The organism is Oligoflexia bacterium, assembly GCA_034439615.1.
In the GTDB taxonomy this organism is placed as follows: Bacteria; Bdellovibrionota; Bdellovibrionia; order JABDDW01; family JABDDW01; genus JAWXAT01.
The window spans coordinates 19,032-36,762 of the sequence record JAWXAT010000007.1 but is presented as its reverse complement, the minus strand read 5'-3'; the positions used below and the strand labels follow the sequence as shown (position 1 = coordinate 36,762).

Sequence of the window (17,731 nt, the reverse complement as noted above, 5' to 3'; positions counted from 1 at the left end):
GATTTAGAATCAGAGCAGTGAAGTTCAGCGCGAACAGAAAAACGGCAGCAATTATGCGCTTAGGAAATAGAAGTTCTGCGATTTTAAAAAATAAAATCACATTCACACATTCAGCTACGAACATAAACACAGCGTGCACAAGTGGAACACTTTGATGAGTTCCAGGAGTTATAAAAAAACTCATAATCCAATACAGAAGCCCCGCTCCGACGGGATATTCTTTTGAATAATCAACGTAGGGAATGAGACCTTCATGAGATTTTTTGAAAAATTCAAGCCAGCCCCAAAGATCTACGTTCATGTGACTCATCCACGGGGTATTAGCAAATACAGTTTGATTTAATGTGATGAGAAATACCCTGATGACAACAAAGATGCTCAATACGAGTAGCAGGTTTTTATTTTTCACAAGTTCACCCCTTCAAGATCTCTAGTCTTTAATGTACTTCGGCCATAGTCTAGGTACAAAATTTGTTACTTTTGGTCGGTTAATGAAAAAAACGCGACAAAAGTAAAAAAAGTGCGATCAAAGTATTGTGGCTATCAGTCGAGTCTGTTACGCTTTATGAAGAGGGCGGGCGAAAAGGGATCTTGCCCCTCTCTATGTGAAACAATTTAACAGGGGGAGCAAGGATGCTCAAAGACGTACTCACACAAAGAGGCCTCAGTCACCGTGAAGCAGAAGTAGCTGAACTCGTGTCTAAGGGTTTGTCCAATAAGGAAGTTGCCAGTCAGCTTTTCGTAACAGAAAAAACGTTCAAGTTTCACCTGACCAATATCTATAAAAAGATGTCCGTAAAGAGCCGCGCTCAGTTGATCGTTTGGTGCGTACCTCATGTTGATTTTCTCAACACAGGTTCACAACAAGCTGCTCCTGCTGAAGCACCCGCTGCAACAGCGATTGCTAGTGGCGCTATAAATTCCTCAAATACTGGAAATAACAACAGTATTTAATATTTCCGCATACTTAACGCGGAGTATTAAGTTATAGGCCAACATGCCGATAAGATCTAAAGGAGAGGGTGTATCCGACACCCGAGGAACTATGTCTGTCAGTGATGAAGTCATCATGACGGAGATAGTTCTGCCGAGTCATGCAAATACCTTGGGTACGGTGTTTGGCGGTGTGATCATGAGTTGGATCGACATAGCGGGAGCAATTGCGGCTCAACGCCATTGTCGTCAAACTGTGGTTACCGCCAGCATCGATGACCTTGCTTTTATAGCAGCGGTTAAACAAGGTTGGTTTGTTCAGATTCGTGCACGAGTGAATTTCACATCACGTACCAGCATGGAAGTTGGTGTGCGCGTGGATGCAGAAAATCCAAAAACTGGAGAATGGCATCACACGAGTAGCGCATATTTAACGTTCGTCGCAATTGATGAATCCGGAAAGCCCGCGCCTGTTCCAGCTTTAGAGCCGAAGTCTGAAGAAGAACAGCGCCGTTTTAACGAAGCTATTAAAAGGCGGGAGTTAAGACTTAAAATCCGGGGCCAAAAAAAGTATTGAAGGGGTAGGTAGTACGTGAATAACTCCGCAAGTGGCCAAAGCTTAATTGATGTCGTAATCGCCATGGGTGTAGGTTTAATTATCAGCCTTGGTGTTGGGGCCATTGTCACTTTTGGTATGGAGCAGTTCAACATGCTTCGTAATCAAAATCTCGCTCAAGAAAGTCTATTGCAAGCTGGTTTTGAATTTAGAGTCAAAATGAGTAATGCGGTAAAGACATATTGTTGTTCAAGAGTATCTTCATGCAATGTATCTGGTGGTAAAATTCCTCTGGCTTACACGCCAAGAGTTCCAGGTGCCGGATTTCCAAATCCATATCAAACAATTAGACTTCCTGATGGTACTGACTTTATTCCGACGACAATTCCTGTTGGAGTAGTTGATTGCAGACCCGTTAATATTGCTAGTCTTGCTACTTGGACTGACCCTGTTCAACCATTTGCCCTTTTTGTTAGAGAAAATGGGAGTGGTACAACAAGTGATTATCGATCCACTGGGATTTTCTTTCAAAAACCCGCGGGTACTGAACCTGGTATTATTTATTTTGCTGACAGTGATGGTACTGTTGAGCTTACGCCGAGTACGGGAGGCGTTTTTTTTAGCAATGTTGTAAATATGGGTGTTGATGCATCGGATCCTTCAGCCTTAAAAGAAGCTCCAATCGATACTAATAGTGCTGTAGATATGAATCAAACAACTGGAGCTTTAGAAAATGCTACCGGTGCTCTACAAGGTATGAATATAAGAATACGTGTTCGTTATTTTACAAAAATCACAGATCCAGCTCAAATTTCTTATGCACCTGATAAAGTAAATGGATCGCCAAATATTTTTAGAGATGTAGATGTGGTCGTCAATATTCCTTTTAGGAATAATATTTTAGGTTATACCACAAGTGGTGTTTCAACTACGACTGAGCGAATTCATGGTGGAATTTATTATTATAAATTTGATGCGCCACGATTTAAGACTTCGAACTAATCTTTAATGTGAGGTGTTTTATGAGAAAAGCATTATTCAAGGGTGAATCGGGATTTGCAACGATGGGGCTAGTTATCATGACAAGTGTTATGATGATAACGTCACTGACGTCACTCTATGTTTATCAAATGAATAACGCGCGTTTTCAGAGAAGAATTAAAGATACTCAAAAACTAATCGCTGTCACTGAAGAGGCATCAAAAATTGTGAGAGGAGCCTGGGATAGAGCGGCTGGGGTAATTTCAACAACAACGCCAAATTATATGGAATCAATAGCATCTGCTGCAAATACGAACTTATCAGCAATGCTCGTTAATGGTTTTGTCTGCGTAAAAAATCCTGACCGAGCGAGCAATGCTGGGGGATGTTCATGTCCTGTTCCAGCTCCAGCTCCAGCAGCCCCAGATTATTGTTTTGCGTCAGAAGCACCACAGTTTCAAGTTAACAACTGGAACTTCAAGCATAGTGAACCAGAGAATCCGCTTAAGGGAAGTTGTATAGGTCGATTTGTTGCAAAGCTTGATCATTTTTTTGATGCCGAAGCACAAATGGAATTAAAAAGAACAAAAGTTTCAGATGATTTATTATTTACTAAACCAACCATGATCGGTTGGATGCTCGCTGAATCACAAGCTTTAGCGGAAGATCCGCCGAATGATACCCCTGGACCTACACCTGAGCCTACGCCTGAAGCATCGCCAAATAATTTAGTAAGAGCAAGGAGCAATGTGATTGTTCCTCAAGCGATAGTTTCAGGGGGTGGAAAATGCGATGGAACCAGCCCACATCCTGCTTGCCGAAATTGTGGGGACAACCGTGGTTTGCCTTGTATAAAATTAAAAGCAGAGGTGACAGGCGGGGGAGAAGTTGGTCAATGCTATTTATTGGTACCAGTTGGAAGCAATCTATAGTCATTTGCCAATATTATCGACTCTGACAAATTTTCGAAAATCTTGTGGGCGGATTGCGGGGAATTGTCTTTTTGTTGAGACAAAAATCCCCATGGTTTGTTCGCGATGTAAACCACCATGTGTGCTTGAAAAACCACGAACTTCTGTCACAAGTCTTAAAGCTTTATTTCCAAAGACGTAACCTAGTTCAGGGTCAACTAAGACTTGAGGTTTTGTGATCGAGTTATTAGTAAAACCTTCCCACACGCGAGTTACAACATTAGGATAAATATCATTTTGACTCGCTAGAAAATAAGCATCAAATGAGAGTGGGCCTTTTTTAAAGTACTTCGTTTGTTTAAGCGGGTCTGGGCCGCGCAAGACTTTATAATCTACCATTTCATTTTTTTCATCGACGATAAGTTGCGCCTCACCTAAACCATGAAGCCCAATTGCTCGAATATCAGTTGGGCTTTCAGCATAAAAAGTCGTTTGAATATGATTAATTTTTGCCAAGTTTAAAGCTAATTCACGTGCTGATTTTGGCTGACAATAAAAAGCAGCAAAACTTAGCATCTCGGGCACATAAAAACCGATATCTTTTGGATGAGCGATTGTTGGTGCAAACTTCCAGCCTGCTTTTTCAAGGGCTGGTTGAAATAAAACATCTTTTGGTTTTAAAAAAGTATTTCCATGATCACTAACAAAAATCACTTCTAAATCTTGATGATAAAGTTCTTTATATCGTTTTTGAATTTTCTCAATGCGTTCTTCTATTTTAACTAAATATTTCATTACATTTTTTTCGCCTTCGGTATGGCTCAAAATGTCTGAATTAATAATTAATCCAAAATAATTTTTTCGGCCTCTAAATTCAAAAAATTGTTTTTCTAAACTCTCAAGCCAATAAAGGGCTGTAGTTTCTGTCCAGATGAGCATGGATAAATGCTCCCAAGCGCCTTCAAGTCTGAAATCACTGACGTCTTCGTAAAGTGGATGTCTTGTGAAGTGACTTGTAATGCCACCATTTTCTTTGCCCATTCCGGTAGGGGTTTTAATGGTTGGATCAAAAAACGCTTTTGTGAAACCGCGCTCAATGGGGAGATTATAGAGTTTGGTCCAGTTAGGATCACTAATACTTGGAAAGCTTGCGTACATTGGAGCCACAGGCATAAAGTTTCTGAAATGACCGCCGTCTTGGAGTTTTTTAAAAGTCAGGTAAGAAATTCCATCAACTCCAAGCACTAAGGTAGTAGGAATTGGGCCGTTTTTTGGTAACGGTTTGTGAGCGCAAGTGATTCCAAGGCTTGTAACCAAACCAAGGAGAATCCACTTTGCAACATAAGAAACCTTATCGGACATCACGGTTTCTTAAGTTCTTTGAAGCCAAGCTTCTGTGCTTTTTTAAGATCTTGTTGTGCAATGGTAAACACATGAATCTTTCCTGTTGGGCTGCCGCAAAGTGCAATATGCATGAGGCCATCAAGACGTGTTTTAGATTCGTAAATTGTAATTTTATTTGTGGTGAGTGTGTGTTGCATATCTTCAATAGGAATTGCTTTCCCCGCTCCACATTGAAGCTCGCCCGTACCTTTATATACATTTATTGAAGGAAGTCGTTTCTCTTCAGTTTTTGTAACTGTATTAGGAACAACATAAGCTCCATCACTTGTTGGAACTGGTGTTGGCGAGGGCTCAGGGCGTTGAGGAATGTTATTGCAGGGTTTGCTGCTGCAATTGATGATTAAAAAACAACTGCAAATTAAGAGCAGACGCATTACTTCCACTCCCAATCATCTTGTGGTCTGTGCCAAACAATTTTTAATAAATGAACATTGGCTTGATTGCTGTAAACGTAAAGTTGCCCCGTTTTGGGGTCAAGAGCAGGGGTGGCAAATACTCCAGCACCTGGGCGATATTTTGCTACTAATTTTCCGCTGAGTTCACTTAACGCCATTACGTCACCATCACTGGCCGCAACAATTACTAAACCGCGATGTAAAACGGGCTGAGTGGGAATACCGTTTTTTTCTTCAAACGCAAATTTCCATTTTTGAACGCCAGTATTTTTATTAAGGGCATAGACATTTTGGCTAAGCGAAGAATAATAAAGATTTTCTCCATCAATGGTGACCGGCACTGCACCGCCATCTTCCATACGCCATTGAACCTGGCCATCTGTTCTACTCAGGCTAAAAAGGGCTCCGTCATAACTAGAAACCCAGATACTTTGTTCGTCAACTACTGCTGTGCTATCAACATCAACGAATTTTAAGTTGTTACTGAGTTTTCGCTCCCAAACTAAACTTCCATCACGAGAATTAATGGCAGCTAAATACCCGTCAGCAAAACCAATGTAGAGTGTCCCTTTATATTGAACAGGTTTTGCTCCACCACGAATACTGAGAGAACTTACGTCTCCCCTATTATATACCCAGAGTTGTTTTCCGGTTTTTGCATCAAGAGCATAGAGAACGTTATTGCCTGCGAGAAAATAAACATACCCTTCATGAACTAACGGAGCAGCGAGATTTTCAATACGTGTGGGGAAAGTCCAAACTGCTTTACCTGAATTTTTATTAATTGCATAAAATTGCCCATCGCTTCCGCCGAAATAAAGGAGCTCACCACTTAATTCAAGGCCTGATTCGATACCGTTTTTAACGTTAAAGCGCCAAATTGTATGCCCAAAATGGCGATCCAGTGCTGCAAGGCCATCAATGCCATTACCTTGGTAGAGAATATTTCCGTCAATGAGCGGAGCTGTGCGCTCTGAATGTCTAAAAGTATAATTTTCTTTGAGCAAAGTGCTGCGAACCCATTCGACGTTAAATCGCGCTTGTCTGGCGATGGGTGTTGTAGAGCACGCAGTGTTTGCAAAAATTAAAAAAGAAATTGCTAATAATTTGATGGTCACGTCAGCTCCGTTTCAAAACGCGTAAATACTTTTTTGCTGTTCGTGCGGCTTCTGCATCGGTCGTTGATGTTTCTGCTCGGCGGTAGGTTTGTTCTGCTTTGTCGTTTTGGTTTAATTTTTCATAGCAGAGTCCCATTTTAATTAATGAAGAGCCGTGTAAAAACTGAAGGTCTTTATCTTTTTCAACTTTTTCCCACTGCGAAATGGCAGCACTGCAATCCCCTTTTGCCTCAAGGGATCCGCCTAATTGATCAAGTGCTAAGCCTTTGGTAACTGGGTGACGAGCATTTTTCACAGCACCTTGAAGTACATTTGAGGCTTCGTCATATTTTTTATGTTGTGAGTAAAGATGCCCTAGATCAAGTGAGGCTAAAACTGCAGCTTGGCTTGACGGATATTTTTGAATGACATCTTTATAAAGGGGGAGAGAATCTTTGTAGTCGGCTTCTAAATTTCCAGAAGCTTTAACTAAATTATTTTGTACTACGGGTAATAGCTTTCCAGTTTTCGGATCTTTCAGGGGTACTTGTGGTGTGGTGGCTTTAATGAAATTTTCTTCGGTGGTTTTGAGTTTACTTTGAGCATTGAAAAGAATTTCTTGGGCTTTGCCTTCTTGATGATCGCGAAAGGTGCTGTAGCCAGCCCAGCCCAGGCCTGCTAACAACAACAATGAAAGGGCTCCGACAAAAGGGGCTCGAAATTTATAAGCTAGTTCTGTAAAACGACTTGCGCTAGATTGAAATACGTCAGGAGATTTGAGATCTTGTTTAGTTAATTTTTCCACTTACTAAATCCTTTCAAAACCGAGTTTTTAGCTTATAAATCACTTTCTACAAAAATTAGATAAGTCCTTTGAATCTGTCAACATTTTACTCAAAAGGTAACTTGCATCAGGCTTAAGCTAATGCCATCATTGTGAGCGTGAAAGCTTCATTGCCACTGACAAGGTGCATAGCAACCGTCATATTGATTCTACTTGCCGCCTTGGTTTTACCTCGGTTTATGGAGTTTCGATCCCTTTGCCCTAGATCATATGAGTGTGCTTCACTTAACCGAGCCCTTACGGGCCCGTTTCGTGCGAATTTTGCACATCAAAGAGACGCTATTTGTGGAGATTTGGCGACGATGTCTAATCGCCGTGATCTATGTGAGATGCGTTCTGAAATTTTTGAGACCGACCCCTGGGGATATCGTAATACTCAAGAAGTTTGGGCGCGCAAAAATGAAATTCTACTTTTTGGTGATTCATTTGCTTTAGGTCAAGGGGTTACGCAAGGTGAGGTTCCATCAGTTCAATTAACAAAAAAAATCGGGAAAAACGTATACGACGGTGCTGGAAAACTTGAATTAGAATATCTTCACTGGCTTTTAGATAATCTAAAGACCCCTCCTAAAACTGTTATTTATTTTCATCTTGAACGACATAATCACCGATTAGAAGAAATCTCAGGTTGGGATAAAACAATTGATGCCAGTAATATTTTTCAAAAAATCGATGTTTTCTGGAAAAGTTTTTGGGCATACGACCCACTTAAAATTATTTTTTCTCAATTTGAAAAAGGATTTTTGATTCCTTCATTGTTTCCAAATCGGTTTGCAGAAAAAGTTCCTGTTTTTGATCTGCAAAATGGCAAAACATTTTTATTTCTAGACTCATCTGTAAATCGTTATGGTGATCAGAGAGCTGATGATCTGTTTCGCGAGGCAGAATATTTTGATGAGCTTCGTATTTTATTAAGTGAGAAAAATATAAAACTACTTATAGTTTTAATACCCGAGAAGTATTCTGTCTATGCACCGTTGGTTAAAAATCCAAAGAATTATCCGCTCAAAAACTCGCATTATTTGATGAGTCTGCAGGGCGAACTTATCAGGCGCCGTATGCAGGTTATTAATTTATTGCCAGATTTTATCAAAGAATCACAAAGCCGACATAAACAAGGTCAGTACATATACTGGCCTGACGATACCCATTGGAATACTCAGGGAATTGAACTTGCGACATCAAAAATTGCTAAACATTTAACAACATCTTTATAGAAAGAGAAAACACATGGTGAAATTAAATTCTAAAAACTTAATTATTCTATGGATCAGCTGATGTTAGTATAGCATTCATGTAAAATTTCTAATGGTTACACAAATTCTTTAATGAAATTAGAAGGTTAAAATTTAATTAATTTGTCAGGTCTTTTGTCTAAAGTTTTAACATAGCCTTACCGATGGGAAGATAGGGGGTGGATTAGAGCGGAGAAATAAGCCGAACCCTTGCTCCAGGTGCAGTCGAGGCCGGAACAAATGGTTGTGGCACTAATTTAATTAAAACAGTCGGCTGTTATGATATCTACTTCAATCCTAGTTCTTGTGGGGATGATAACACTTCGGATGTCGTGATACCTGGATACACCTGCCTCTGTTGGGCTAATTATAACGGCACAACACAATGTGATGGAACCTGCAGTTTTTGAATCTTTATTCGTAAAGAACTAACAGTTCATAAATGTTGTTAATGTCTTTTCCTTCTGTAAGTGCGGGCACAGTCAAAGCAAGCGCTATCAAGTTTTTCGAAACGTCTAATCCTTCTAGCATCTTAAACCTAGACCACTGACAAAGTCTCCCTGCGGGGAGAATTTTTAATTAATTTCCCTTCAGTTTTTGGCAACTTTCTCCAAATAATTACGTGGGTAATGTTGTATGTATTATCGGAGGAATAAATGAAATTTTTATTTTCAAGGAACAAAGTCCTAGGACTCACCATGGTCTTTTCATTTTTGATTATGGTCTCGTTTCAAAATTGCGATTTATCAAAAAATCAAAGTCAATTTCAACCGGGAGTTCCTTCATCTGTTTTTCAGTCAAAAGTTGGCATGATCAGTCACTTGACCCATCATGAACAAAAACTATACTTCGCTGATTTTCTTCCAGACGATATGTCAAAGATTAACTCTCAAACAGCTTTGAATATGATTAGAGAAGTACCCGGCAAATTCATCTTGTACGAATCAGACGGTACCCCTATTGGCACAAGACAATTAGCTAAGTCCAATGGAGTCTCAGGTATTTATTCAACTCCATTTGGACTCATTGTTGTATCTGTAACAGTAACTAACGGCGTGCCCTTGCACTCGCTCTCCTTGTACAAAAATAACGTAGTCACAGTTATAAAAACGTTTGGCGTTCACGAGGTTATTGATCTTAATGTCGCATTAGTCCATGCGGGGCAGTTCATGTTCCAGCTAACTAAAACTAATGACAATGACTTCAAAAAACTTCTACGAACCGATGGAACTCCTGAAGGTACAGTAGAATTAGCTGGGCAATATTCTTCTGTAAATATAGTTCCTCAAGAAGGACAACAAAATAGCCGATTCTTATATTATCTAGCCGGTGGTGTTAATGGCGATCCACTAGCAGGATCACTCATGAGAGTGGATTCATCATTTAATTCTGTCAAAATATCTGATTTACATCTTGGACGAGCTCTACAAAACCCAGTAATCATTGGAGATGCTTTGTATTTTGGAGGAATCTCCCAGGAAGATGCGCGCAATAGTAATTATGTTAATGTGAAATATGGAATCTGGAATCTGGAATCTGGAATCTGGAAGTTTAACTTCACGACTTCTAACATTTCAGCTCTCAAGGTAATTGATTTGCCAGTGACATACTCGCTGACAAGTCATGATATTGCGGATTCAACTCAAGTCAGACTGTTTAACCAAACGTTAATTTTTTCCACCAGGGTCGCTACTTATGTGGTGTCTAATGGCGTTGTTGTTACAAGTAAAATTGAGAAATTTGAAACTTGGAAATCAGATGGCACAGCTCAAGGAACATCCATACTTTATGCCTCAGATGCACTATTTAACTACCCGCAAAGTGGAAGCTTAATGTATGGCTTGTTTCATAATGGAATACTAAATGTTTTGGATCAAAATACAATGGTCTACAGAAATCTTGTGAGAGACCCGCATATAGAGGCATACAATTGTTCGACAAGAAATTTTATTAATGACGATCAAGGCCGCTTTTATTTAACTTGTACAAGTAATCAACTCGGTGAAGAACTTTTCGTTAGTGACGGAATTAATTTCAACCTAGTAAAAGATATTAATACTAATAATACTGGTGCTGAAACTGGCGGGTCGAGCATTATGCAACTTATCCGAATACCTAATCTTGGAATCGCCTTTACTGCTCAGGATGGTAAAAATCCACGTAGTGTTTGGGTTATGCGAACAAATACAGATAACCTCACAGAGATTAAACGACCTGCTCCGTAAAAGTTACGATTAAAATCATAAATATTTATTTGATTGATACTAATCATTTGGACACTTTCATTCGTGGAATGATTATAGTCGCGATTGTCCCCGCTGTGATAGCTGGAATGGCATGGGCACTTGAAAATCCAAACGCTGGAATTGTTGAGGCTGACGAAATGGACTTCAAAAGGTGTTCAGTAGCCCGCTTTTCTTTTTGTTCTTGATAAGTGATGGCTGTTGCGCAACAGAAATGGCGCGTTATCGGGGGGGTAATAAACCCCTGGTCTCGCGTCATTGCAACAAACGCCAACATCCCTTGAAATAACTAACAAAGTTTTTTCAAATATGGTTTGTTATTTTTTAGCTTTACCTGCTTTGTCGAGCTCATACGCAATACCTTCCAAAATCACGCTTTCGCCAATTAAAATACCATAGTTTTTCAGCTCCTTTCCACTATTGTCCCAAAACCAAACTCGGCCCATTTCTGCAGCGCCCTTTTCAGGAAGGGGAGCTAAATGCGCTTTAGTAACAATGAGAGTATTTCTATTTCGAGTAAACTCATCAATAACGACATATCCAGGATCACTCACTTGTATTTTTCTTAGATGCTTTAAAGCCGTATGAGCTCCGATTATACGTTCAGAATAATCTTTAAATTGCTGAGCCGCTTCCCCTTGAAAAATCACAACCTCTTCAGCATTATTTCCAACACCGGACCGATATTGACGAGTATACAGATTCGAAGCCGTCGTTGTGTCTACACTGATGGCGTAAACACGCCCGCCATTACCACGCACGTGAGGAACGACTTTTCCGTCTAATTTAGAAATCAGGATTTTGTCGATGGTACCAGTTTTACCACACGTACAACTGAACACAAAGTCTTGAATTTTGAAGGCTTAAGCCGTGGGAGTTCGACCTCTGTATGAGGATTGGGAATTTTGCATTTTAGCCCACTCATCCCATTCCCATGTGATCTTACCCCGAAAAAACTGACATGAGGATCATGCAGCGGTTAATTGTTCTCCTCCTCCTGTCATCAAAGATTTAAGAAAATTTCACTTTGCATTAATTTTTTTTAAACTCCACCCATCGTATTTTTTAAAACCGCTCGTGTTAAATCGCCAATCGAAGTTGATCAAAATAAAATCTGTTACAAACTTGGCTATTCAAGTTTAACCGATTATGCCAGGCGAGCACTTAAACTTTCAGATGATACTGCTCAAAACTTTGTAACTGTGGCGCGTAAAGCATTTTTAGTCCCTGAGCTTAAATTAGCCATTGAGGTTCAGCCCATGGCGGCTGTTATTGAACAAGCTAAATACGTTTCAGGTGACACACTTAAAGTAACAAATGCCTTTTCAGAAAAAGTTTATAAAATGCTCAAGCGCGCGCAAGATCTTGAATTACGTAAGGCTAAGAAAAATCTTTCAATGAATGACGTATTAGACAAAGTTTTAAGTGAGTATCTTAAAAAAAATGATCCGATTGAAAAGGCTCAAAGACGAGAAGATGTGAATTCTGAGAAATCTGTGAAGCAAATTGAGGCGACCCCTCTAAAGAACCGTCTTAAGACGGAACATTGCAGACAAAATAAAACTCAATCAAACTTCACAAAGATTTTATTTCAAAATGCAGATATTCCATTTCAAAGAAGGGCTATTTCTGGTCAACTAAAACGTCAAGTCATTCACAGAGACAAAGATAAATGCCAGCACCGGTACGAAGATGGCTCAAAATGTGAAAATCAACGGTTCACTGAAATTCACCATAAGATTCCAATCAGCTACGGAGGTCAAAATCAACTACAAAACCTTATTACTCTTTGCTCTGGGCATCACAAAGTACAACATATGAATTCGTAAATACTAGATTCGTTAATTGCAAAAGTCTGTTGCCCCGTTTTGTGGGGAAGAACCGTTAAATTGGTGCTCATGGCCAGAATCGAACTGGCACGCCCCTTACGAGGCCCAGGATTTTAAGTCCTGTGCGTCTACCAATTCCGCCACACGAGCACTTGTAGTAACCAGGATTTACCCCTATAACATCAGATAATTCAAATAAAAATGGTTAGAGTTTGAATTAAAAATTATTAGGGTCCAAAAATATGAGCTTTTTAACAACAGATTCAACGACCATCATTATCCTCTTGAGTACCCTCGTAGGCTTACTTATTTTGCGTATTATCTGGATGACTCTAAAGCAAAAATCTCCTGCATATCAAAATATACCTTCATCAACTTCGGTTTTGCATAAAGATGTTAATGCAAGTACAGCCTACCTAGAACTCCTTCGTGATGTCGCAATCACCGTTAATAGAGAAAATTTCTCATCAGCTATTGAGCAGACCTTAGCCCTTGTTTGCCAATTTGTTGGGTGGCCCATTGGCCACGTATATCTCAGATCAACAGTTGCAGCCCAGACTTTGATTTCAGCACAAGCATGGTATCTTGCTTCACCTTCAGAATTTGCTGAATTTAAACAAGTTTCTGAAAATCTAGCTTTAGATGACGACAATGGTTTACCCGGGTTAGTCATGACTAAGAAAAAGCCTGTATGGGTACCTGATGTGCGTGTGTATCCCAAATTTGTCAGAAAAGAAATTGCCAAAAAACTTGGTATTGTCTCAGGTTTTGGATTCCCGATTATGATGGGCGATAAAATTGGGGGAATTATTGAGTTATATTCAAAAGAAAATAAAAATTTAACTCCAGATTTTATTGATCTCATGAGTCAGGTCGGTACAATGCTTGGTCGTGTTGTTGAGCGCCAAATCAGTGACGATGCATTAAAACAATCAGAGAAAAAGTTTCGATCTGTCAGTCAATCTGCAAATGATGCCATTATTTCTTGTGATACAAATGGAGAAGTTATTTCATGGAATCATGGTGCAGAAGTTCTTTTTGGTTATTTAGAAAGTGAAACTATTGGTCAAAATTTAAAATTCATTATGCCTGAAAGATTTCGCAAAATGCATCAGATGGGCATGGATCGCATGAATTCAACTGGTGAAAAACGAATTTTTAAAACAGTTGAATTAATGGGCTTAAGAAAAGGCGCCATTGAATTTCCTATAGAACTATCTCTCTCTGATTGGCTTCAAGGTGATAAAAGATTTTATTCGGCAATAATTCGCGATATTACTGAGCGAAAGGCTGCCGAAGATACAATTCGCAATTCAGAGGTACGTCTTAGGCATTTAATCAATGCGGTTCATGACACTATCTGCACAACAGATGGTAAAGGTATCATCACGAGCATGTCTCCAGGATTTGAAACACTTACTGGTTGGAGACCCGATGAATTTATCGGAAAAGATTTTCCTCAGCTTATACATCCAGACGATCTTCCCCGAGTGATGGCGTTGTTTCAAGAGACTGTATTAAATAAAAAAGCAGTAACCTTTGAAACACGCTCTAAATCAAAATCTGGAGAATACATTCCAATAGAATCATCAGCACAAGCCCTTATGGAGGGAGACAATGTTATTGGTACTATTAGTGTAGTTCGGGATATTTCTCAGAGAAGAAAAACAGAAGAAGAACGTAAGGCTCGAGAATTGTTAGAACGCACCAATAAAGAACTTGAGCAGTTTGCTTATATTTCATCTCATGATCTACAAGAACCACTACGTATGGTGGGAAGTTACGCGCTATTACTTGAGAACCGCTACAAAGATAAATTAGATAATGACGGTAAAGAGTTCATTCAATACATTGTTGAAGGTGCCACTCGAATGCATGAGCTCATACATGATTTATTGGCTTTTTCTCGCCTTGCATCACCTGAGCATGAATTTTTAATAATCGATGTTCATGAGACATTTGATCGAGCGGTGAAAAATTTGGCATTATTAATTGATGAATCTAAAGTGCAAATTACTGCTGATAAATTTCCAAAGGTTAAGGGAAATGTGCCTCAACTTTCGCAGGTTTTTCAAAATTTAATAAGTAATGCGATCAAGTTTCGAGGAAGTGAACCTCTAAAAATTGATATTAAAGTAACTGAGAAAGAAAATAAATGGGAATTTGCGGTAAAAGATAATGGGATTGGCTTTGACCCTATGCATGCCGATCGTATTTTCATAGTTTTTAAGCGCCTACACAGTAAAGAAATATATAAAGGTACAGGCATTGGTCTTGCGACAGTTAAAAAAATTATCGAACGACACGGTGGCCAGGTATGGGCGACATCTGAACCAAGCCGTGGTTCGATATTTTATTTTACACTTCCAAAAATTTAAGGCGCTACTCCCGAATATTAGGGTTTTGTTAAGGCGCTTAGTTTGCAAAAATTTGAACCCAATAATTATTTGAATAACCCACACCGATGCGTCCAAATTTCGGAGCTAGCATATTTTTGCGATGCCCGGGTGAATTCATCCAACCGCGAATTACTTCATCTGAAGTTTTATATCCCATGGCTATATTCTCACCGGCGCTCATATAAACAATTTGCCCTGTCTTTAAGCGCCATTTTAAATCGCGACCTTCAGGACTATTGTGGCTAAAGTATTTTCTTGTAGCCATATCACGAGCAAAAATTTGGGCAGCCCGGCTCAGTGTGGAATCGAGTATTAACGGGCGACTTCCGTAGCGTACTCTTTGAGTATTGGTAGACATACAAACATGTTGTCGAGCATCGATAAAACTTGAACCAATAGTGTCGATGCATTGGGCTGTGATTTTAAGGGATGCAGATTCAGTTTCTGCTGATTCGTTAGCATTTGCTGAATATCCAAAAGCTAATACTACTAGAAAAAGATAAATGAAAAAGTTGTATCTCAACTTAGGCCTCCTAGTGTTGTTAAAATTTGAAGATGTGAACTAGTTTTAATCAATCGCCGAAAAATAGGAACTTACAAAACTTACATTGGCTTAATTACCGTTATCACATGATAACAATCTTAAGTGTGCTGCTCTGAGTTGACAAAGGAGCTCAAGAATTCGATAGTTAGTTTGTGAGCACTTTTAAAGTTTCAGATGACATCATTAGCGCTTGGCAAGCTGGTGTAATTGATTTTAACCGTTTTGGTTATTGGGATGCTCATAAACATTGGGAGCACAAATGGATCGAGCTCCCTCAACCTCAAAAAGATGATGTTCAAGCTCATATTCAAGTTTGTGGGGTGCTCGTGCATCTTAAAAAAAATAATCTAACTTCGGCACTTAAATTGAGTCAATCAGCTCTATTGAAGTTATCTTCTGCTCATTGGTCACCACAAATTAAGATTTTAGGAATTCAGAATTTTTTGACAGACTTTATTAATTCAACAGATCATGATTTTTCTCATTGGTTAAGTTTGGCTGAAAAACTTAAAGCTAAGGTGGTTCTATGAAATTATCGGGCATATGGAATCAAGCGTTGCTTTTATGGCCCCTTGTCTTTAAGCGCGTTTGGCCTTGGGTTTTATTCACACTATTTATTGATATTTGCTCAAATTTTATGACCAACTTTATACGCCAACTTGACGAGCGTTTTATTATTTCAGCTGCAGGGCTTGCGATATCAATTCAACTCGTTGTTTCAGCATTTTCGATGATCATCATTAATCAAGTTACTTTTGATGTTAAAAACCGCATTGATTCAAATATATTTAAGGCCCTCTCTGCGAACCTTAAATACATCATCATAGAAACAACTAGAGCACTACTTCCTATACTCTTAAAAATCCTTCTCTTTATAGTTCCAGGAATAATCGAAGCCGTTAGACTCTATTTTGTGCCTTTTGTGGTGCAATTTGATTCTAAGTACAAAACAGGTCAAATCGACGCTCTTAAGCAGTCACGCGCCTTAGTTCAAGGAAACCTCATGAAAGTCATGGGAATCTTGATTTTGACCATGCTTTTAAGTATTGTTCCTCGACTTTGTCTTCATTCAGTCACGCGTTTGGAAACAGCATTTTTATTTAGTGCAGCACTTTTCATGTGCCTAGTTTTGGAGACATATAGTTTTATTGTTATGTACTGCGTTTATGAAAAATTAACGCATGCATCTAAGGAGACAAATGGCCATTCGATTTCATTGTCGGGAGCTTCTCAATCGTGACCGCGGTTTAACATTTGATGATGTTCTCATCGTGCCCGCAAAATCTGAAGTAAGGTCACGCCGTAATCCTCAACTTGACACACAAATTACTAAAAAACAGAGACTTAGTATTCCTATTATTTCATCTAACATGGACACCGTTACTGAAAGCCAAATGGCCATTGCCATCGGGAAATTAGGAGGCCTCGGTATCATTCACCGCTTTATTACAATTCAAGAGCAGGTACATGAAGTGCGTAAAGTAGTTGAAGCGGGTATCAGTGTTGTGTCTGCAAGTATTGGTGTAAATGATGACTTTAAAGAACGTGCCCAAGCACTTGTAAAAGCTGGGGTTACAATTCTCACTATCGATATTGCCCATGGGCACTCAGTTTCTATGATGGAAACGCTCAAATATCTCAAAGACACATTTTCAGATATTGAAGTGATTGCTGGAAATGTCGCAACACCTGAAGGCACACTTGATTTAATACAAGCCGGTGCTGATGCGATAAAAGTAGGAATAGGCCCTGGGAGCATGTGCACGACACGTATTATTACAGGTTGTGGGGTTCCACAATTAACAGCAATTTCAATGTGTCGTGAAGTCAGTGAAGAATACAAAGTCCCCTTGATCGCGGATGGTGGAATCAAAACCAGTGGTGATTTAGTAAAAGCCTTAGCAGCAGGGGCAAGTTCTGTGATGGTAGGTTCTCTGCTTGCCGGAACAATAGAGACCCCTGGCGACATCAAAAAAGGCTTTAAACAGTATCGCGGAATGGCTTCAAAAAGTGCCCAAGTCAGTTGGCGTGGAGAAGTTCCAGAGGGAATGGCTCCTGAAGGTGAAAGCACTATGGTGGCATGTAAGGGCCATGTTAAAGATGTGATTGATGAACTATGTGGTGGGCTTCGAAGTGGTATGAGTTACGTGAATGCACTGACTCTTCAAGAATTGGGTGAAAAAGCCTATTTCATTGAGATGACGCCAACAGGGTTACGTGAAAATCATGCTCATGGGCTTAGAACATCCCCAATCTAAACTGATGCAGGAAAGTCATATTTTTCGTAAAAACATTAGTCAGTAAAAAATAATTTGTTCCTCGTCAATTTTTGTAACTAATTGAATTTACTGTGTAATTAT

General features: G+C 39.4%; 19 protein-coding genes and 1 tRNA gene. 12 read left to right on the top strand and 8 right to left on the bottom strand.

The features are described from left to right. A partial coding sequence (locus tag SGI74_01830) for a hypothetical protein (GenBank protein MDZ4676222.1) occupies positions 1-409 on the bottom strand: 409 nt, incomplete at its 3' end. 224 nt (positions 410-633) lie between these two features. On the opposite strand from SGI74_01830, the gene SGI74_01825 reads away from it, so the two are divergent. From SGI74_01825 to SGI74_01810, 4 genes are all read left to right on the top strand, one after another. Continuing rightward, entirely contained in the window at positions 634-954 is a 321-nt protein-coding gene (locus SGI74_01825) for a helix-turn-helix transcriptional regulator (protein ID MDZ4676221.1), read from the top strand. Positions 955-1,045: 91 nt separating this feature from the next. Next, positions 1,046-1,510, top strand: a complete 465-nt coding sequence (locus SGI74_01820) for an acyl-CoA thioesterase (GenBank protein ID MDZ4676220.1) — start codon at positions 1,046-1,048, stop codon at positions 1,508-1,510. Between the two features lie 15 nt (positions 1,511-1,525). Then, positions 1,526-2,491 (top strand): hypothetical protein, encoded by a 966-nt coding sequence (locus SGI74_01815; protein ID MDZ4676219.1) that lies wholly within the window; start codon positions 1,526-1,528, stop codon positions 2,489-2,491. A gap of 20 nt (positions 2,492-2,511) precedes the next feature. Beyond that, on the top strand, positions 2,512-3,402 hold the full coding sequence (locus tag SGI74_01810; protein ID MDZ4676218.1) for a hypothetical protein: 891 nt from the start codon (positions 2,512-2,514) through the stop codon (positions 3,400-3,402). Here SGI74_01810 and SGI74_01805 read toward each other — a convergent pair whose 3' ends face one another. From SGI74_01805 to SGI74_01790, 4 genes are read right to left on the bottom strand one after another with little or no spacing between them, the layout of a single operon-like run. Further along, positions 3,403-4,743 (bottom strand): hypothetical protein, encoded by a 1,341-nt coding sequence (locus SGI74_01805; GenBank protein MDZ4676217.1) that lies wholly within the window; start codon positions 4,741-4,743, stop codon positions 3,403-3,405. It abuts the gene before it with no gap. Continuing rightward, entirely contained in the window at positions 4,743-5,159 is a 417-nt protein-coding gene (locus SGI74_01800; GenBank protein ID MDZ4676216.1) for a hypothetical protein, read from the bottom strand. Before SGI74_01800 ends, SGI74_01805 begins: the two co-directional genes overlap by 1 nt. Then, on the bottom strand, positions 5,159-6,298 hold the full coding sequence (locus tag SGI74_01795; protein ID MDZ4676215.1) for a PQQ-binding-like beta-propeller repeat protein: 1,140 nt from the start codon (positions 6,296-6,298) through the stop codon (positions 5,159-5,161). The genes SGI74_01800 and SGI74_01795 overlap by 1 nt, the downstream gene beginning before the upstream one ends. A 1-nt stretch (position 6,299) precedes the next feature. After that, positions 6,300-7,082: a tetratricopeptide repeat protein gene (locus tag SGI74_01790; protein ID MDZ4676214.1), complete on the bottom strand. Its 783-nt coding sequence runs from the start codon at positions 7,080-7,082 to the stop codon at positions 6,300-6,302. A 218-nt stretch (positions 7,083-7,300) separates the two neighbouring features. Between SGI74_01790 and SGI74_01785 the strand changes: the two genes are divergently transcribed. The 3 genes from SGI74_01785 (at position 7,301) to SGI74_01775 (ending at position 10,787) form a co-directional block, all read left to right on the top strand. Then, on the top strand, positions 7,301-8,338 hold the full coding sequence (locus SGI74_01785; GenBank protein MDZ4676213.1) for a hypothetical protein: 1,038 nt from the start codon (positions 7,301-7,303) through the stop codon (positions 8,336-8,338). Between the two features lie 674 nt (positions 8,339-9,012). Next, positions 9,013-10,581 carry a hypothetical protein gene (locus tag SGI74_01780; GenBank protein ID MDZ4676212.1) on the top strand — a complete coding sequence of 523 codons (1,569 nt, stop codon included), beginning with the start codon at positions 9,013-9,015 and terminating at the stop codon, positions 10,579-10,581. A gap of 68 nt (positions 10,582-10,649) precedes the next feature. Next, on the top strand, positions 10,650-10,787 hold the full coding sequence (locus SGI74_01775; GenBank protein MDZ4676211.1) for a hypothetical protein: 138 nt from the start codon (positions 10,650-10,652) through the stop codon (positions 10,785-10,787). 129 nt (positions 10,788-10,916) lie between these two features. On the opposite strand, the gene SGI74_01770 is transcribed toward SGI74_01775, so the two are convergent. Beyond that, positions 10,917-11,441 (bottom strand): hypothetical protein, encoded by a 525-nt coding sequence (locus tag SGI74_01770; protein MDZ4676210.1) that lies wholly within the window; start codon positions 11,439-11,441, stop codon positions 10,917-10,919. Positions 11,442-11,801: 360 nt separating this feature from the next. On the opposite strand from SGI74_01770, the gene SGI74_01765 reads away from it, so the two are divergent. Then, positions 11,802-12,428 carry an HNH endonuclease gene (locus tag SGI74_01765; protein ID MDZ4676209.1) on the top strand — a complete coding sequence of 209 codons (627 nt, stop codon included), beginning with the start codon at positions 11,802-11,804 and terminating at the stop codon, positions 12,426-12,428. A gap of 61 nt (positions 12,429-12,489) precedes the next feature. Here SGI74_01765 and SGI74_01760 read toward each other — a convergent pair. Continuing rightward, positions 12,490-12,578, bottom strand: a tRNA-Leu gene (locus tag SGI74_01760). Positions 12,579-12,670: 92 nt separating this feature from the next. Here SGI74_01760 and SGI74_01755 point away from each other — a divergent pair. Then, positions 12,671-14,806 (top strand): PAS domain S-box protein, encoded by a 2,136-nt coding sequence (locus tag SGI74_01755; protein ID MDZ4676208.1) that lies wholly within the window; start codon positions 12,671-12,673, stop codon positions 14,804-14,806. 37 nt (positions 14,807-14,843) lie between these two features. On the opposite strand, the gene SGI74_01750 is transcribed toward SGI74_01755, so the two are convergent. After that, the gene (locus SGI74_01750) at positions 14,844-15,350 is read right to left on the bottom strand and encodes a CAP domain-containing protein (protein ID MDZ4676207.1); all 507 of its coding nucleotides are present in this window, start codon (positions 15,348-15,350) and stop codon (positions 14,844-14,846) included. Positions 15,351-15,523: 173 nt separating this feature from the next. On the opposite strand from SGI74_01750, the gene SGI74_01745 reads away from it, so the two are divergent. From SGI74_01745 to SGI74_01735, 3 genes are read left to right on the top strand one after another with little or no spacing between them, the layout of a single operon-like run. After that, positions 15,524-15,901, top strand: a complete 378-nt coding sequence (locus tag SGI74_01745; protein MDZ4676206.1) for a DUF309 domain-containing protein — start codon at positions 15,524-15,526, stop codon at positions 15,899-15,901. Then, positions 15,898-16,611: a hypothetical protein gene (locus tag SGI74_01740; protein ID MDZ4676205.1), complete on the top strand. Its 714-nt coding sequence runs from the start codon at positions 15,898-15,900 to the stop codon at positions 16,609-16,611. The genes SGI74_01745 and SGI74_01740 overlap by 4 nt, the downstream gene beginning before the upstream one ends. Beyond that, positions 16,571-17,629 (top strand): IMP dehydrogenase, encoded by a 1,059-nt coding sequence (locus tag SGI74_01735; GenBank protein MDZ4676204.1) that lies wholly within the window; start codon positions 16,571-16,573, stop codon positions 17,627-17,629. Before SGI74_01740 ends, SGI74_01735 begins: the two co-directional genes overlap by 41 nt. Positions 17,630-17,731 lie beyond the last annotated feature (102 nt).

What these genes read in the sequence shown, in the direction of transcription:
- SGI74_01740 (MDZ4676205.1), top strand. Translation starts at nt 15,898, where the DNA reads ATGAAATTATCGGGCATATGGAATCAAGCGTTGCTTTTATGGCCCCTT.
- SGI74_01825 (MDZ4676221.1), top strand. Translation starts at nt 634, where the DNA reads ATGCTCAAAGACGTACTCACACAAAGAGGCCTCAGTCACCGTGAAGCA.
- SGI74_01800 (MDZ4676216.1), bottom strand. Translation starts at nt 5,159, where the DNA reads ATGCGTCTGCTCTTAATTTGCAGTTGTTTTTTAATCATCAATTGCAGC.
- SGI74_01820 (MDZ4676220.1), top strand. Translation starts at nt 1,046, where the DNA reads ATGTCTGTCAGTGATGAAGTCATCATGACGGAGATAGTTCTGCCGAGT.
- SGI74_01780 (MDZ4676212.1), top strand. Translation starts at nt 9,013, where the DNA reads ATGAAATTTTTATTTTCAAGGAACAAAGTCCTAGGACTCACCATGGTC.
- SGI74_01805 (MDZ4676217.1), bottom strand. Translation starts at nt 4,743, where the DNA reads ATGTCCGATAAGGTTTCTTATGTTGCAAAGTGGATTCTCCTTGGTTTG.
- SGI74_01785 (MDZ4676213.1), top strand. Translation starts at nt 7,301, where the DNA reads ATGGAGTTTCGATCCCTTTGCCCTAGATCATATGAGTGTGCTTCACTT.
- SGI74_01810 (MDZ4676218.1), top strand. Translation starts at nt 2,512, where the DNA reads ATGAGAAAAGCATTATTCAAGGGTGAATCGGGATTTGCAACGATGGGG.
- SGI74_01775 (MDZ4676211.1), top strand. Translation starts at nt 10,650, where the DNA reads ATGATTATAGTCGCGATTGTCCCCGCTGTGATAGCTGGAATGGCATGG.
- SGI74_01735 (MDZ4676204.1), top strand. Translation starts at nt 16,571, where the DNA reads ATGGCCATTCGATTTCATTGTCGGGAGCTTCTCAATCGTGACCGCGGT.
- SGI74_01755 (MDZ4676208.1), top strand. Translation starts at nt 12,671, where the DNA reads ATGAGCTTTTTAACAACAGATTCAACGACCATCATTATCCTCTTGAGT.